Consider the following 15,799-nt stretch of genomic DNA (forward strand, 5'->3'; position numbering starts at 1 on the left):
CTTTATCAACCACAGCACGTGGCGATCCACGATCTATCGAGCCACCGACTTCAGACGTACGCATCCGCGTGGGCCGTAGTCTGATTGGATTATTTGGCTGCCGTGCTTGAGCCGGGTAGGATTTTCGTTGTCTATCCGGCCGACCTCGATCTCCATTTCGTCGGCCAACGTCCCGCAGCCAGTCTTCGTTTCGCCGAAAAACGACACCGTTTATGGGAACGCCATCGCCTGATCATCAACGCTGGTTCGTGCTCGGTTCGGAGATCAGTGGCGCGCCCCCGACCGAGACCGGCCCTTCTGGCTTAGCGGGTTGGACGGCTCGCTTGGCCGGGCTCGAAACGGGATGGGACGGCGGGGGAGAAGAAGGCGCGAGAAGAACGGGGGCAGGGACGGCCGGTTTCTGCAACAACTCAATTCTCGATGTCAGCGCCTCGATCTGATCCGCCATGCGTTTCAAATCGTCCTGCTGCGCACCGATATTACGATTGATCTCTCCAATTTGATCACTTGCCTTCTGCTGCTCGGACCGAATTTCCAAAAGTGCCTCCCTGTCTTCAGGTGACAGGCCTGTCGTTGGGACGACTTCACGAGCCGACGGCTTCTCGAAAAATTCTTCGACACTGATCCAATAATAGGCTGCTCCGGCGCACAGGCCGATGGATACCGCGACGAGCGCGAAGACCGACGCAAAACGTCTTGACGACTTGTGCAAGACAGAGGGTGGTTCCAAGCTGCTCACTTGATCAATCACATTCGTCATCCCTCAGCCTGCCATTCTCATCCGCGTCGGTTTTTCTCGTGACGCGATAAAGGGCGATGGTCAAGAGCTCCCGGCGCCGAACGCGCATTCTTGCGCAACTTTGTCTGATCGCTTGGTTTCATCCCATGAGGCGCATTAACAAGCCGGCGCGGTGAGGCCCAGATATCCATACTTCCTTGAAACTGAACGATTCGAAGTTGCGATCCAAAGAGCGCCAAAAGGAGTTGCCATCTTGGCAAGATCGCTCTCGTCGAGCTCCAGCGATCTCCTTGCACAAGCGTTATTGGGAGCGCCTGTCTGCTTTCGGCGCTTCTTCGCCGCAAAACGGTTCGGAGCTGTTCAAGAGCGAACGGACATCGAGGCTCTATACTCGCTATCCGATATTTAGATAATCCAATCGTGCCCTGCACGGGGGCACGAGTTTAGCCCGTTGTCGCGAGATGCTGTTATTTTCCCGGACAGTCAAATGCAGCTTTCCGCTTGCGCTTTGGCCCGAGAATCGCATGCAGAAGAGATTTGGGATTACCCTTCCAGCGCTCCGCGTTAGTGGTCCGATCGTTCAACGCTTTTTTGCGCAAGAACCGGTATCACGCACAAATGCTGCATCCTGAACGGAAAAACGCAGGCTCCAAACCTGGTCTTGAGCCTAATTTCATCGCGACGATGGGGGTGACTTGGTTGTGGGGCCCACTTGTGCGTAGGGCAAACGTTAACTCCCATCCGATCTCGTCTTCAGGGTGTGCATTTCATTTGAAGGATCGGACGCCCGAGGAAGAACGCAATGTGGCAACATGATTGATCGGCTAGGAGAGGTCGAACAGCTGTCTATATGAATGCGAACTATCGGCAATCATCTACCAACGAGGCCTTTGATCACGGCCCGGGAACGAGACTCCCTTTGCCGGACTGTACCGGTGTATGGGCTGTCTTCCCCAATCCGTAGTGGAGTTGTCAGAGACAGAAGTCGCCGTCGGAGTTCTGGCCCTTTGAGGATGGCTCCGCCGAGGCCCTCCACGTTTGCAGACTTCAATTAAAAGACCGCGAGGGGCTTAGCTAGGCATATGCTCTATCTGGTCGGGTAAAACGCCAATGCGCATGTCCGCCCTCCCCGTGAGAGATCAACCTCGCCTGGTGGCGCGGCATAGCCGCCACAATCCACCGAATGTGCTACGCAAAATTTATGCAACCTTTGCATCGGATGACTTCGGGATACGGCGTCGCGGTGTGCGCCGCCGCCGAGAGTCTGGCCCAGATGGAGCCGCAGGACTACCCTGCTCTCGCGGGCCAGCGAGGCAGTGCAACGGCAATTTGAGGCGCGGGCCAATCTCTGAGAAGCCGAGCTTCAAGTACAATGCTGAGTTGGGACTGCGGCTCCACATCGGCTGCCTTGGTGCCCCGACTTCAAGTTGGCCCCAGCCTTTTGTCGTCCCGAGGGTAACGGCTGCGTCGATGAGCGCCATCGCAACACCAGATGAGCGCTGATCCGGCACGACGTAGAGCTCCGTGATAATGCCGTAGGTTCCGCGCGCAAAGAGGGCGGCACTTTCCGATAGCATGATGAGGCCGACAGGGCGTTCCTCCGTAAAAGCAAGAAACCCCGAGATGCGCTCTTTCATGGCCAGCAGGTCGGCAACCAGTTGAGTGTCTACTCCGGTCTGCACGTGACCGGCCCCAAGTTCGGCAAGCAGAGCACTGACCATCTGAGTCACCGTTGCAGCATCATTGACGGATACCTCGCACGTCGTCACCATGTCACATCCTCCACCACGCGGTTCAGCAGCAGCAACGGAGACGAAAGCTGCCGCAGCCCGCAACCCAAAGTAGATATTCTAACAAATTGAAGGTCCAATGACGCCGTTGTTCACACCATTGAGAGGTCGCTAGATCTTCGCCCTGCCTTTAGCTGACGATGCTGGCTCGAGACTTAGTCGAAACCGGCTTTCTCACTGTTCTGGCGAGCTTCCGATCGCATCCGGCCTCACGCCAAAGCGTTGTTTGACCAACGCAACGACAGGGCCACCAAACACATTCTGCATCCCGAGGGGCGACCCTATGAGTCGTTCCGTGGAATCCTGGTTTGCTTGGCGAACTGGATGAGCTCGATCAGACTGGCGACCGATTGACGCAGGTCGCATTTTGCTCCATGCGAGCGGGCCCGCGGCTGTTTAATGCGGCTCCAAATAATCGTTTGTAGAGGTGTCCCACGACGCCCATGTCGCATCGTGCCGGGTGGATCGGAGTTGTCGAGTTCGTCGAAGGCATCATTCGATCTCTCGGTCCACCGCTATGAACGAACCGGTTGGGCACCAATAGTCTCAGAGAATGAACTACGGCGCGAGTCGAAGACGCACTCTTTTTGCTCGTGGTTGAAAAACCAGCTTTCTTAAATTTGCGACGAACGGATCGTTTGTTGCGCGTGCCAGCATCATCGCCTGCGACAACGGACGTGTCTGCGACCAGAGCAACTGTATTGATCGTACCTCAAACAAGTTCATCCTCGGCGGTCGCAGACATCCCTCGAATTTGGGAGAAGCTGAAGAAGGTGCCGAGGGAGCCTGATCGAGACACCATTTTGGGCCATCTCATCGATCCAGTGCTCCGGTTGAACTCATTCCTTGCTCGAAGCCGCTCATCGAACCTCGTCGAGGACGACCAGCTGTGACGTGCCACAGTGAGGGCCGCGGCGGCGTTGCGCCCGACGATCTCGGGAAGTTCAGCGGCGAACTTGCCGACCAGAAGCACACACGCATGCGCAAGCTCGGCGATGATGCCGACTGTCCGCTTTCGCACTCTTGTTCGGATTGTCGAAAAGCAGTACGCGGCGCGTGGAGCCAAAATGCTGCGAAGGCGTTCTGTGGGCGACGCCGTGCTTTTGGCCGGCCCGGCCAATCCACCTCGGCCCCCTCCTCGAGGCCTAAACTGCGAAGCATGTCCTTGCCGCGGTCATTTCGGCGATCGCTCTCGACTACGTCCGCCACTGTCACGGCGCTCTCACCTTCGCCAGAGCCTGGAGCAGTGACGGCACTCCTCGTCTGTGCCCAAGATTTCAGTCCCGCTCGATCAGCACTCGCCATAGGTCAAGGGCGAAGCTCGCTTAGGCCTCGTCGTCCAACCAGCCGATCTTGCTCTTCAGGAACCGGAAACCAAGCACCCGAAAGCTGGCATGCTCCTTGTTGTCCCTGCCATAGCCGTGGCCGCCCGCGGCTGCCTCGTAGAAATAGGCTTCGTAGCCCATCACCTGCAGTTTCGCGACCATCTTGCGGGCGTGCCCTGGATGAACCCGATCATCCCGCCGCGTGGTAGCAATCAGGATCGGCGGATAGTTTTGACCCAGTCTTGCCGCATGATAGGCGGAATACGTCTTGAGCCATTCCCACTCCGCAGGGTTGTCGGGATCACCAAATTCCGCGATCCAGCTCGCCCCCGCAAGGAGCTTTGTGTAGCGACGCATGTCGATCAGAGGAATCGTGCAAAACAATGCGCCGAACTGCTCGGGATAGCGCGTGAGCATGTTGCTGATGAGGATGCCGCCGTTGGACCCACTTTCGGCGGCTATCCGCCTCGGCTGAGTCACGCCGCGGCGCACCAGATCGGCGGCCACAGCCGCGAAGTCATCATGCGACAGTTTCTTGCCGGCAAGCCGTCCGGCGTCGTGCCAATGTGTGCCGAACTCGCCCCCGCCGCGCAGGTTCGCCTGTACGGTGGTGCCACCACGCTCCAACCAGAGCTTGCCGAGGGCCGAATTGTAGTGCGGCCTCATGGAAAGTCCGAAGCCGCCGTAACCGCTCATATGGACCGGCGCCTTGCCACTCTCCGCGGCAGGACCGGTCTGTACATATGGAATCCGCTCACCATCGATCGAGATGGCCTCGTGCTGCGTGACCACAAGGCCCTCGGGGCTAAACGTCTTTGGGGCGTGCTTCAGCACGATTGGGCTCGAGACACTCCGTTCGATCAGCATCAGCGAAGGCGACGTGAGCGGATCCTGGGCACAGGCGAGCAGGTCGCCGTTGCTTTCGGACCGATCGCAATCGAGGGGCCAAACGTCGACGGCGCCGATGCCGGGAAGGCCGCGTAGCTCCTCATGGCTCCAGCCGGCGGACGAGGGTGTCCAAGTCTGGAATGAAGGGCGCAACTCGTCAAGGATGGAAAGCACGAGCTTGCCGTTGGCCCAGAAAAATCCCTGCAGCGCGCGGCGCGGGCGCGGCGCGAAAATGACCGTGAAGTTGCGATCGCCGGCGAGAAAGGCCGACAGCGATATGCCAAGCGCGGTGTCGGGCGCGTGGGTGACGCCGGCAATCCTCCATGCCGAGCGCAATTTGACGATCAACCAGTCCCGGTGCGCTTGGAGCCAGATGTCGGAGGGAAGATCGAGCTTCACGTTCGCGCCATATTCGGTTCCGAGCCAGACCTCAGAGTTGAAGAAATCCAGCTGATTGACGAACCAAGCCCGCGACGCTTTTCCGGTTCGATCGACTCTGCAAGAGGCGCCCAATCGGTCGGGTGTGGTCTCGAACACCACGGCCGCGCGCTCCACAGGCTCACCGCGGCGCCACAATCGCGCGGTCCTCGGATAGCCCGATGTAGTTGCCATGCCGTTGCCATGCGCGCTGGACAACAGCAGCGTATCGGGATCTACCCATGTGGCGCCACTCTTCGCTTCCGGCAGGGTGAAGCCGTCGGCCACAAAGCTTTTCGCATTGAGGTCGAATTCGCGCAGGACGACGGCATCGCTGCCGCCGCGCGACAGGCTTACAATGATTCGCGGATGATCTCCTGGCAGTGAAGCCGTCGAGTTCAGAAGCCAGTCCTCGCCTTCCTTTGCCGCGAGCTGGTCGATATCGAGCAAGATTTCCCAGGAAGGATTCGGCTTGCGAAATTCATCTAGCGTGGTCCGTCGCCAGAGGCCACGTAGGTTGCTGGCGTCCTTCCAGACATTGTAGAGATAGCCACCACGCCGCGCGATATAGGGAATATTGTCCGGCCGATCGTAGATCGACGCCAGCGCGTCGCGATCCCGCTCGAAGGCCGCTCCGCCAAAAGCTCGCAACGTTTTGCTGTTCTGCCGCTCGACAAAGTTTAGCGCGCGCCGGCCCTCTATCTCTTCCAGCCAGAGATGCGGATCATCATCGGGAGCGGAGAGCGTTGGCGTTCCAGCTTGCAACTTTGTCGGCGAGCTTGCTTTAGACACCGTTCACTCCCAGGCTGGCGTTGGCGCGCACTTTCGATACGTGATCGAGGTTTGGATGACGTGGTTTGGTCGAGAACGAAGCCTACAACCTAACGCGGCATGCGATTCAAGTTCATTCTTTCGAAGTGAACGCCGCACACGCATGCAGTGGAGAGATTTCGGCTAGGAAGCCACGAGAATAGCCGCCCCAAGCACGTAGGCTGCAAATGGATGTGTGCACAAAAACGTGACGCGCGCGGCATTCCGCGCCGCAACTACCGACATTCGTAATTGAACCCGATAACACTACGCCGTTGCTGGTCAATGACTTCTACGGTGCAGGCTCGCGCGCTCTTCCAGAACAACAATCTTCGCGACACGTCCGTCAAAGAGTTCTGCTGCGCACCTGCGCCTAGTCCATACAACAAAAGATGAGCGCATCACATGACGTAGAGGGCGACACATCCGCAAACGTAACACCGGATCACTAGCGCGAGAGTCCGATAGCGCGGCTTACTTACCACGATTGGGCGCCGTGCGACCGCAATTGACTTGCGTCAGAGTTCGACCTGCACCATCAGTCTCGCGCTCTATTTGTGAACGCGGTGGTGGGTCTGAAAGGCGTTCACTTCCTGAACCATTTTGCAATGAAGATTGGCATTGTCCGATATACGACTATGTCGGAGACGCAACATCGTTTGTTCGAGCTGCTCTTTGTATTTGCGAAGCTTACTTCTTGGCACGGCTAATGCTTTGGGAAATGCGCATCGCGTTGGACCGATAGGGTCCTGCCGAAACGCAACGACTCTCGATTGGATGATCGAGAGTATAGAGCCACCGAGAGATGAAATTTGTTCATCACTCATCCTCATTCCTGACGAACCGAAATGGAGCTTTTGAACAGCTATGCCGATCCAGCAGCCGACGAACTATGTCGATGGCAATAATAGAGCCAAATGCCGAGCGCTCTATCGTGCTTTCTCCTGTGATCTTTTGGTTCGGATGTTTACACGAGTCTCAATGTCCTCATACCGATCGGCGGCTTGTTTTCTTGCTGCACTGCTCACGAGTTGCAGTCTTTCTAGCGGCGGCGCATTTGCCCAGACGACGCTCACGTCGGCGCCGCCCGCCAGCTTCACGCTCAGCAACGGGCTTCAGGTCGTGGTGATCCCGGATCATCGCACGCCCGTGGTCACGGAGATGATCTGGTACAAGGTCGGCTCTGCCGACGAGGCGCCCGGCAAATCCGGGCTTGCCCACTTTCTCGAGCATCTGATGTTCAAGGGCACAGAAAAGCACCCGATCGGCGAATTTTCCAAGATCGTGTTTCGCGTCGGCGGCAACGAAAACGCTTTCACCTCACTTGATTACACCAGCTACTTTCAGCGCGTCCCGCGCGAGCAACTGCCGATGGTGATGGAGTTCGAGGCCGATCGTATGAACGCCCTCATCCTCAAGGACGAAAACGTACTGCCCGAGCGCGACGTCGTGCTCGAAGAGTACAACATGCGCGTCGCCAACAGTCCCAATGAGCGTTTGAGCGAACAGATCATGACGGCGCTCTATCTCAATCATCCTTATGGCCGGCCGGCGATCGGCTGGCATCAGGAAATTGAGAAGCTCGGCCGCGAGGACGCGCTCGCCTTCTATCGCCGCTTTTATTCGCCGAACAACGCGATCGTCGTAATCGCCGGCGACGTCGAACTCCTCGAAGTCCGCTCGCTGGTCGAACGCAATTTCGGTCCCATCCCGACCCAGCCCGCGATCCCGGTGCAGCGCGTTCGCCCGCAAGAGCCGGAACCGGCAGCCCCGCGCACTGTCACGCTATCCGACCCGCGCGTCGAGCAGCCCGTCCTGCACCGTTTCTACCTAGTGCCCTCGGCGACCACGGTCGCTCCCGGGGAGAGCGGGGCGCTCGCCGTGCTCGCGCATTTGATGGGCAGCGGCAGCAACTCCTACCTTTACCGCGCCCTCGTCGTCGACAAGCCGCTCGCGGTCTCCGCCGGTGCCGGCTATTCGGGCATCTCGCTCGATCCGACCCAGTTCTCGGTCTCGGCCTCGCCGAAAACCGGCGTGGGCTTTGCCGAGGTCGAGCAGGTGATCGACGGCGTCATCGCCGGCATCGTGCAGAACCCGATCCCCGCCGAGGACCTCGAGCGGGTCAAGACGCAGCTCATTGCAGCAGCGATCTACGCCCAGGACAACCAGGTGGCGCTAGCGCATTGGTATGGGGGCGCGCTGAGCACCGGGCTCTCGATCAAGGAAATCCGAAGCTGGCCGGACCGAATTCGCGGCGTGACCGACGAACAGGTCCGTGCGGCTGCGCAAAAATGGCTCGATAAGAAGCGCTCGGTCACGGGCTATCTGATCAAGGGCACCGCTACCGCCAAGACTAACGCCAAGACTACCACCTAGCGCGAGGAGAAACGTTCGTGATCCATCCCCTCCATCACGCCCGACGCATCGTCCAGTCGATGGCCGCCGGCGCAGAGCTCGCTTTGGCTCCGGTTTTGCCCTCCAAGGCCGCCGCAAAGATCCAGCGCCTGGTCTCGCCCGGCGGCATGGAGGCCTGGTTCGTCCAGGACGCGACCGTGCCGCTGATCGCGATGGAATATTCATTCGCCGGCGGCTCGTCCCAGGATCCCAAGGACAAGCCGGGCGTCGCCAATCTCGTCGGCGATCTCCTCGACGAAGGCTCCGGCGATCTCGACTCCAAGACCTTCCATGAACGTCTTGATCGCCGCGCCATCGAGCTGCGCTTCCGTGCCACCCACGACAGGTTCCAGGGTAGCCTGCGCATGCTGCGCGACAACAAGGACGAGGCCTTCGACCTGTTGCGGTCCGCACTGACCTCGCCGCATTTCGACGCGGCCGATGTCGAGCGCATCCGCTCGCAGGTCATCTCGGGGCTGCGCCGCGACACCACCAATCCGACCTCGCTCGCGAGCCGCAAATTCCTGGAGATGACCTTCGGCGATCATCCCTATGGCCGGCAGACCAACGGCACGCTGGAGAGCGTGCCGACCATCACGGTTGCCGACATGAAGGATTATGTCGGCCGCATCCTCGCCAAGGACACGCTGAAGATTGCAGTGGTCGGCGACGTCGATCCGGTCACCCTCGGCAAGCTGCTCGACCACACGTTCGGGAGCTTGCCTGCCAAGGCCGCGCTGACGCCGGTCCCCGACGTCGAGGCCGCAAAGCCGCCGCAGCGCGCCTTCGTGCCGCTTGACGTGCCGCAGACCGTGATCACCTTCGGTGGTCCCAGTTTCAAGCGCGACGATCCGCAATTCATGGCGGCCTATGTCGTCAACCACCTCCTCGGCGGCGCCGGATTGTCCTCCCGGCTCTATCATGAAGTCCGCGAGAAGCAGGGTCTGGCCTATTCGGTGTCGGAATCGCTGCACTGGATGGAGCATTCGGCGCTGTTCATCGGTAATACCGGCACGCGCGCCGACCGCGCCGGCGACACCATCGACGCCATCGAGAAGGAGGTACGCCGCATCGCCGAGGAGGGCCCGACGCAAAAGGAGCTTGACGAGGCCAAGTCCTACCTCAAGGGCTCGCAGATGCTGGCGCTCGACACCTCCTCCAAGCTGGCTCATGCGCTGCTGCAATATCAGCATGATCAGCTGCCGATCGATTATATCGAGAAGCGCAACGCCATTGTCGATGCGGTCACGCTGGACGACGCCAAGGCAGCTGCCAAGCGGCTGTGGGGCCAGGGCCTCCTCACCGTCATTGTCGGCCGCGCACCGCAAGCCGCGGCACTGCCTGCCGCCGCTCCGGCGCCGAAGTCAGAGTGATTGGCGCACTTGATGGCTGGGCTTGTTCCGGCCATCAACCTCAGTGACGCCGCGTTATTGATATATATTCTTGGTAATTCTCGGCGCCCACGCTGGTACACCCTGCTCCGGGTAGTCCCGCGATATTGCCATCGCCAACCCGACATGCTGACTCGGCTTCGCCTGCGCCTCAAGCGCGGCCGGACAAAGAACAAAGCCGTCGAGCGATATCTGCTGGCGAAGCTTCCCAACTGGCAACTGTGTTGCCGCCGGCTGGGAGCCAGCCTTTTAGTTCGAAAACGATGATCGATATCCCTGTGGAATGAGCGTCGCCAGAGCCTTACTTTGGAAAAGTGAAACCAAGTCATGAAAGCACAATGCGCACGCCAATATGGCCCCTGACCTCAGCCCCCGCTTGCCAAAGCAGAAGCTAGATGAGGCGGAGGTTTTCGGCTGATATTTTCCCCGAGCGGCCGATCTTTGGTTCATAACTGATCTTGTCTCCTTGTGGGAGTAGGACCAAGCTAGCCTTCTGCACCGCAGAGATATGAACAAACACGTCACGGCCGCCATCGTCCGGCGCGATGTAGCCGTAGCCTTTAGTCGGGTTGAACCATCTCACGGTTCCAGTCGCCACGGTCTTTGCTCCCTAAAAACGACACTGAATCGCGCGCTGCGATCCAGCAGCCGCATTGCTCACCTCAGCAACTCGCGTGCCGCTCCCGACGCGCTGTGGATAGGTGTAGAAGACCGTGTGTTTGGCGCGAATTCGCGAGATTCTTTGTCTGTCGTTCTTGAGTGCCACACAGCGAATGTCTTCAACCCGACAACACTGGTACGACAAAATACCGAGGGCGATGACTTCGGCCGCTCTCTCCTGTACTCATCTGTCCCGTGCAGATCACATCACGAGACTCGCTGGATCGGCTTATCCAAGTGATGTTGAAGTTCGTTGCGACTGACGTTGGCAGCGGTCCAATTGACCAGCAGATCTCTGCGGGCCGGGCGAGCCGCTCAATCATTGGCAGACTTTAATCTTATGGGAATGGGCCATCCACCGCCAGACCACGGAACGTGTGCGCTACGTTCCAGATTCTTCTTGTGGCATGCTAGGCTGGTGCATTTAGATAGCTCCCAGGATCGGCACCGTCGAGCCGGGATGCAAACAATGCCACGGAGGCTCGATCCGCGTGGCTGGCCGTTGGATCAGACGATGGGTCGTTTCAACGTTTCTTTCATTTGCCGATGGAGAGTCGATGTCTACGAGGCAAGCGGTGTGCCAGCTGAAACAGTTATTGGGAATGCTCGCTGGACTCGCCGGCATTGTGGGGATCTCCGGTGCTATCGCTGCGAGCAATCCGCGATGGGACAGCGTACAGGGGTTTGGTGCTGGAACCACGGGCGGCCTGGGAGGCGAAGTGGTTCAGGTCAGCTCACTCAAAGATCTGACTTATCAATTGTGTCGGTCGTATAGCTCTGGAATCTGCAATGACGATAGTCCGCGCGTTGTCCAAATCGTCGGGACCATAGACTTCACAGGAACGGAAGGGCGCGGCGAGGGTCCGGGCTGCCAATACAGCAACACCTGTCAGACGCCCTACAAGGGTGAAACGCTTCTCCTCTTGGATGGGCTCGATACACACTGCGACGGCAAGCTCAAAATGGAGGTCAGCTTCGATAGAGCGGGCAAGCATCCCTTGGAGGTCGGATCAAACAAGACCGTGATTGGCGTCCGATCAAACGCTACAATCAGGGGCAAGGGACTGCGACTGAATGGTGTGAGCAACGTCATTGTCCGCAACCTGACCATCAGTGACATCAATCCCGGCATTGTCTTCGCGGGCGATGCGATTGCGATTTCGCGAGCGAACCGGGTCTGGATCGATCATAACCGTTTTCATAACATCGGGCGCCAGATGATTGCCGGCGGCCTTGGGGCGACGACGAATATCACGGTCTCGTGGAACGATTTTGATGGCAGGGATAACTACTCCTCTTATTGCAACGGAGCGCATTACTGGAACCTCCTTTTTCTTGGCAGTCCTCAGTCGATCACGGTTGCCAACAACTACTTCCATGAGGTCTCCGGACGGGCTCCGCACATTGACGGTCTACGGTCGGTCATTCACCTGGTGAACAACTACTTTCACAACACCGAGCTGCTGCAACGCAATGGTTTCTTCCACGCCCTGGATGCTGGACCATCTGTTCAAGGCCTGATTGAGGGCAACTACTTCGACAACATTGAAACCCCGATCAGGGCCGAGAGTGGGCATGTCTTTGGCGCGCTGGGAGGCGTAAATCGAGAAATGCAAGACCTCTGCCTAGCCATGCTTGGACGCATGTGTGCGGGCAACATCGCGAGGCCCGCGCCGCGGATCAATGGATTCCGGTTGGAAGAAAGCGTCGTTAGATCTTTTGGCGCTCTTCCGAAGGCGGCTATTCATCGTCCCTTCCAGGCGGATGATGTCCCGGCATTGGTCACCGCCAACGCAGGTCCCGGCCACATTTGAATTTTCCGATAGGATCCAACGAAGCTGCGACCGCGCGAGTTCAAAGAGCGCCTTGAGCTTCAGGCCAGTCGATCCTCACTCCGGGACGCATCGATTTTTTTGCGAGTGCGCAACTACCTCGAAGCTTTGGCGGGTCTAGCTCAGCCTCCTGCTCGCCCAAGTCTCCGTCCACGAAACACGATATTCTCCGAACTGATTGAGACCTCATCGGCAGCTGCGATCGGTTCAAAAACAAAATGCCCGGCTTGTGTCGCCGAAAGCAGCTCTTGCTGTGCCGCGCTGCTTCAATGGGCTAACGCAAAAAGACTTTCGGATGCGGCGCCCTATTCCTGCTGTTGCAACCAAAGAACGCATTTTTCCATCGTGAATGCGGGACATTTAGCTTCTTGCGGCGCAAATAAAGGAATATCCCAGATTTGAGAGGGCTGGCATGAGTAATTTGGATCAGCAGTCTTCCGGAGCGACGGCTTGACGCCACGCCCATGGATCCCGGGCGGCCAGTAAGAGTGCGTTATGGGGCATGAATTCTACAGAACACTGGCGCAGCAGGCGCGTGATCTCGCCGAGCGGGCCGATCCGTTCACCAGGCAGCGGTTGCTGAAGCTGGCCGGCAGCTATGACGTGAAGGGCGGAAATCTGGCGCGGGCGCCACGCCCGACGGAGCGTCCGCTGCCGATTCCGCGTACCGCGCCGCCCGCATCGATCTTTTCAGGTCCGGGCGAAGCTGGATGAACTTCGGTGCAGGCCACCCCTTCGCTGATCCGGAAGCCGCGGCACGCAAGCGATCGCTGGCGGCATCGAGCCCAACGATGGCCAGTTCCTTTGCGATGCCAGCCGCACCGGCGGCGGCTTCCGAACGGGCCTGACATTGGCGGTTGAACGCGACTGGATCAAGCGGCATGCGTCCGGGACGCATGTGAGACCGGCTGAGCACGGAATTGGGGCTCAACTAGTTGTCGAGCGCGAAACCAAGCGCTCTCGCTCTCGGTTGTTTCGCTTGAGCCGCCCGACCTTCTTGAATTGATCGGAAGTTCAGGCCGATCAAGCAACTGAAAAGCATCATCGACGAGCATTGGAAGGATGACGGCCATGATGGACGACAATTTGGCTCGGATGCGCACACATCTGAGCGCCATCCAGCGCCACCGAAGACTGCTGAAGACCAAGCTCACCGAACACGACCGGCAGTACGTCTGCAGACGCCTGTCGGAGGAAGAGTGCGCGCTCGAAAGCTTGCGAGCGTCGATTTTTCCCATGGTGTTCGAGAGCCCCAGGCCGATGATATCGGCCTCCTAGCCGGTACGGCCGTGTCGATGGCGACGGCCTACGCGCGCAGGAGCGCCGCTATGGCACTCACGTCAGCAAATTCATATATCGGCTACCGATATTGGAGCCTTTTTTAGATGCGCGGCCTGCTAATTCTCTTTGTGACCTTTGTGATTATGCTGGCGGCGCGCAGCCAGCATAAGATTGGTTTCGTGCCGCGCCCAACCGCATCCATGCCACCGGTCAATGTACCCTAAAGCCGAAGGTTTGGCGCAAACAGCGCGGATTGCGCGACAACGTGCTTCCATCTCTCTGGGAGGTCGGACCGGTTTGCGTTAGGCGGAGCCTCGCTTTCCAAGTTGTCTGAGGACCTGCAGGAAGCGGGCAAGCCATGCCTCAAGCCATGCGTCAGTTGCGGCCACTTGCGCTGCTGCGTTCGTGCGCGCGCTCGACTCATCAACAAGGAAGATTTGAGGACGGCAGTTTTGGTTTCTGACTGGGTCTTGCACTTCTCCCACCCTTTCGCGAGGAGCGTGGCAAGGAGGTGTCCGGACCTCCCAAGCCACGCAGCCGCAACAGCTCAGTCGGCGAGCGGTTTCGGCATGTGCAAAACTGTACCGGCTCCCGGGGAGGTTGAATTGATCTAGCGCAAACACGAGAGCGGTTTGTCTCTAACCCAACAGATTTGTGGATTGTCCGGTTGTGTAATCCGAGAAAACCCAGCTGCGTTTTTTCTGGGGCGCATTTTCAGGGCCGCGCTTCAATGGTGATGCAAATGCGCAAGTTTCCTGATCGTGGTCGTCTTTTGCTCGCCCTGCTATGGAGTCTCTAGAGCACGCCCTCAAAACCAGCGGGACCAAGCGAGTAGACTGGATTATCGGCGCGGGCTGACGCCTACTGCTCTGAAGCTGCGGGCCGGTGGAACGTCCCGTTTGTGCGAGCGGGTCAGGAAGCGTTCGCGCTTCTTCGCACATGGTCGGAGCGGCGGCGCTGCCGCCGCCCGCGCCGACCTGAGCGCGCGAGCACTGGCAGCGGGGCCGCGGGGATGGAGCACTCGGGCGGATCTTTTGCGGGCTCCGGGCGACTGGGGCGCGCTTCCATGAACTCCAAGACGGCGCGTCCCTTTTCCGTTATGCGCCACCCGCCGTTGATACGTTCAATCAAGGCTTGCGAGAAGATGTTAAGCTCGGGCACAAGCGAACCCAGTCGTCGGGTGCGTTCGGCCCAATCGCTACCGCTGGTCGCCAGGATCGCCATGTCGCGCTTCAAGTCCGCCATCACGGCAAACCCGTCCGGATAGCTCACCAGGATCTTAAGAACCGTGACCTGGAAGTTCACGCTGCGCCCTCTTGTGACTATCGCCACATCGTCGGCGCCCTCGAGAGCGCTTCGCGGCGAACCTGCCGTACACAGTCGGTCGACGTCTCTCCCCCGGTGGGTGCTTCCAGGGCTTTTGAGGCGACATTGGTCCGGCCGCCGCTGTCGTACCGGGACACATACTCGCAGATCTCGTCAACCACCCTGCGCATCCGAGCAAGAATGACCACCTGAATGACCATAAACTAGAATAATGGGCGGGCTATGCTGGTATAAATAGACTGGCCGAAACCCAAACTACGCCTCGCGATCGCGAGCTGCAACGGCCCCTCGACGATACCTGCATAGTCCGAGGAGCCATACCGAATGCAACTCACCGACTGGGGCGCAGACCACGTCCGGGCCACATCCGGTTCTAACGCCGTATGGGCCGCCGTCTTGTTCCGCGCAGTGCCGAGTCCTCCCATGGCAATGCTGCCGATGACCGGCCGTTGCCTCAAGACGTCAGGAACCGCCGGCCGATCGGCGCCGATCATCAACGTCGGCATGAGTCCAGGCGGCTGCCGGTTGCCGCCGATACCAAACGATGATGGAGCTGCCGATCCGACGCCGCCGCCATCATGATAACCATCATCATCATCGACATATCGTTCGGCAGCAGCATCAGAACGGCTACGAGGCACCATCCGCCACACCAAGGCTGCGGCCGTTTTCCGGCTTAGTTTCCGTTGAGGCGCAGTTCTACGGCCGGAAGCGCAAAGGCCACGATCGTCACATCGCCGCAATGAATGGCCTCTTTCCTCGGGCTCGCTGAAACCAACGTTCGGATCGCACCAATTCGCGCCGCGGCGTCGATTAGGGCTTGGTTTTACTTATGGCGTTACCGATCGCAACGATTTTGACGTCTGCCGCCGACGGCCATGCCTCGCCAGCGCCTCGACAGGCGGCAAGAGGAGCGAGATCCGCTTCGTCTTCGCCAACGATCCGC

The 15,799-nt window shown here is 59.0% G+C and carries 11 protein-coding genes; 5 read left to right on the forward strand and 6 right to left on the reverse strand.

Features of this window, described 5'->3' with window-relative positions:
• Positions 1–235: 235 nt before the first annotated feature.
• The 3 genes from ACP2YP_RS33070 to ACP2YP_RS33080 all read right to left on the reverse strand — a co-directional run bounded on the left by ACP2YP_RS33070 (position 236) and on the right by ACP2YP_RS33080 (position 5,924).
• Positions 236–760 carry a hypothetical protein gene (locus ACP2YP_RS33070; protein ID WP_426420381.1) on the reverse strand — a complete coding sequence of 175 codons (525 nt, stop codon included), beginning with the start codon at positions 758–760 and terminating at the stop codon, positions 236–238.
• Positions 761–1,938: 1,178 nt separating this feature from the next.
• Positions 1,939–2,511 carry a GNAT family N-acetyltransferase gene (locus tag ACP2YP_RS33075; RefSeq protein ID WP_426420382.1) on the reverse strand — a complete coding sequence of 191 codons (573 nt, stop codon included), beginning with the start codon at positions 2,509–2,511 and terminating at the stop codon, positions 1,939–1,941.
• Positions 2,512–3,854: 1,343 nt separating this feature from the next.
• Positions 3,855–5,924, reverse strand: coding sequence for a prolyl oligopeptidase family serine peptidase (locus ACP2YP_RS33080; RefSeq protein WP_426426338.1), 2,070 nt, complete (start codon positions 5,922–5,924; stop codon positions 3,855–3,857).
• Between the two features lie 1,026 nt (positions 5,925–6,950).
• Between ACP2YP_RS33080 and ACP2YP_RS33085 the strand changes: the two genes are divergently transcribed.
• A complete protein-coding gene (locus ACP2YP_RS33085; RefSeq protein ID WP_426420383.1) occupies positions 6,951–8,345 on the forward strand; it encodes a M16 family metallopeptidase in 1,395 nt (464 codons plus the stop codon).
• A gap of 59 nt (positions 8,346–8,404) precedes the next feature.
• Entirely contained in the window at positions 8,405–9,736 is a 1,332-nt protein-coding gene (locus ACP2YP_RS33090) for a M16 family metallopeptidase (RefSeq protein WP_426426340.1), read from the forward strand.
• A gap of 409 nt (positions 9,737–10,145) precedes the next feature.
• Here ACP2YP_RS33090 and ACP2YP_RS33095 read toward each other — a convergent pair whose 3' ends face one another.
• Complete coding sequence (locus tag ACP2YP_RS33095) at positions 10,146–10,352, reverse strand: cold-shock protein (protein ID WP_426420384.1); 207 nt, start codon at positions 10,350–10,352, stop codon at positions 10,146–10,148.
• Between the two features lie 619 nt (positions 10,353–10,971).
• Between ACP2YP_RS33095 and ACP2YP_RS33100 the strand changes: the two genes are divergently transcribed.
• From ACP2YP_RS33100 to ACP2YP_RS33110, 3 genes are all read left to right on the forward strand, one after another.
• Positions 10,972–12,228: a right-handed parallel beta-helix repeat-containing protein gene (locus ACP2YP_RS33100; protein WP_426420385.1), complete on the forward strand. Its 1,257-nt coding sequence runs from the start codon at positions 10,972–10,974 to the stop codon at positions 12,226–12,228.
• Between the two features lie 513 nt (positions 12,229–12,741).
• Positions 12,742–12,960: a hypothetical protein gene (locus ACP2YP_RS33105; RefSeq protein WP_426420386.1), complete on the forward strand. Its 219-nt coding sequence runs from the start codon at positions 12,742–12,744 to the stop codon at positions 12,958–12,960.
• Positions 12,961–13,317: 357 nt separating this feature from the next.
• Positions 13,318–13,524, forward strand: a complete 207-nt coding sequence (locus tag ACP2YP_RS33110; RefSeq protein ID WP_027544430.1) for a hypothetical protein — start codon at positions 13,318–13,320, stop codon at positions 13,522–13,524.
• 915 nt (positions 13,525–14,439) lie between these two features.
• Here the strand turns inward: ACP2YP_RS33110 and ACP2YP_RS33115 are convergent.
• On the reverse strand, positions 14,440–14,832 hold the full coding sequence (locus tag ACP2YP_RS33115) for a hypothetical protein (protein ID WP_426420387.1): 393 nt from the start codon (positions 14,830–14,832) through the stop codon (positions 14,440–14,442).
• Between the two features lie 224 nt (positions 14,833–15,056).
• The gene (locus ACP2YP_RS33120) at positions 15,057–15,497 is read right to left on the reverse strand and encodes a hypothetical protein (RefSeq protein ID WP_426420388.1); all 441 of its coding nucleotides are present in this window, start codon (positions 15,495–15,497) and stop codon (positions 15,057–15,059) included.
• Between the last annotated feature and the right edge of the window lie 302 nt (positions 15,498–15,799).

The organism is Bradyrhizobium genosp. A (genome assembly GCF_049949275.1).
Lineage (GTDB): Bacteria > Pseudomonadota > Alphaproteobacteria > Rhizobiales > Xanthobacteraceae > Bradyrhizobium.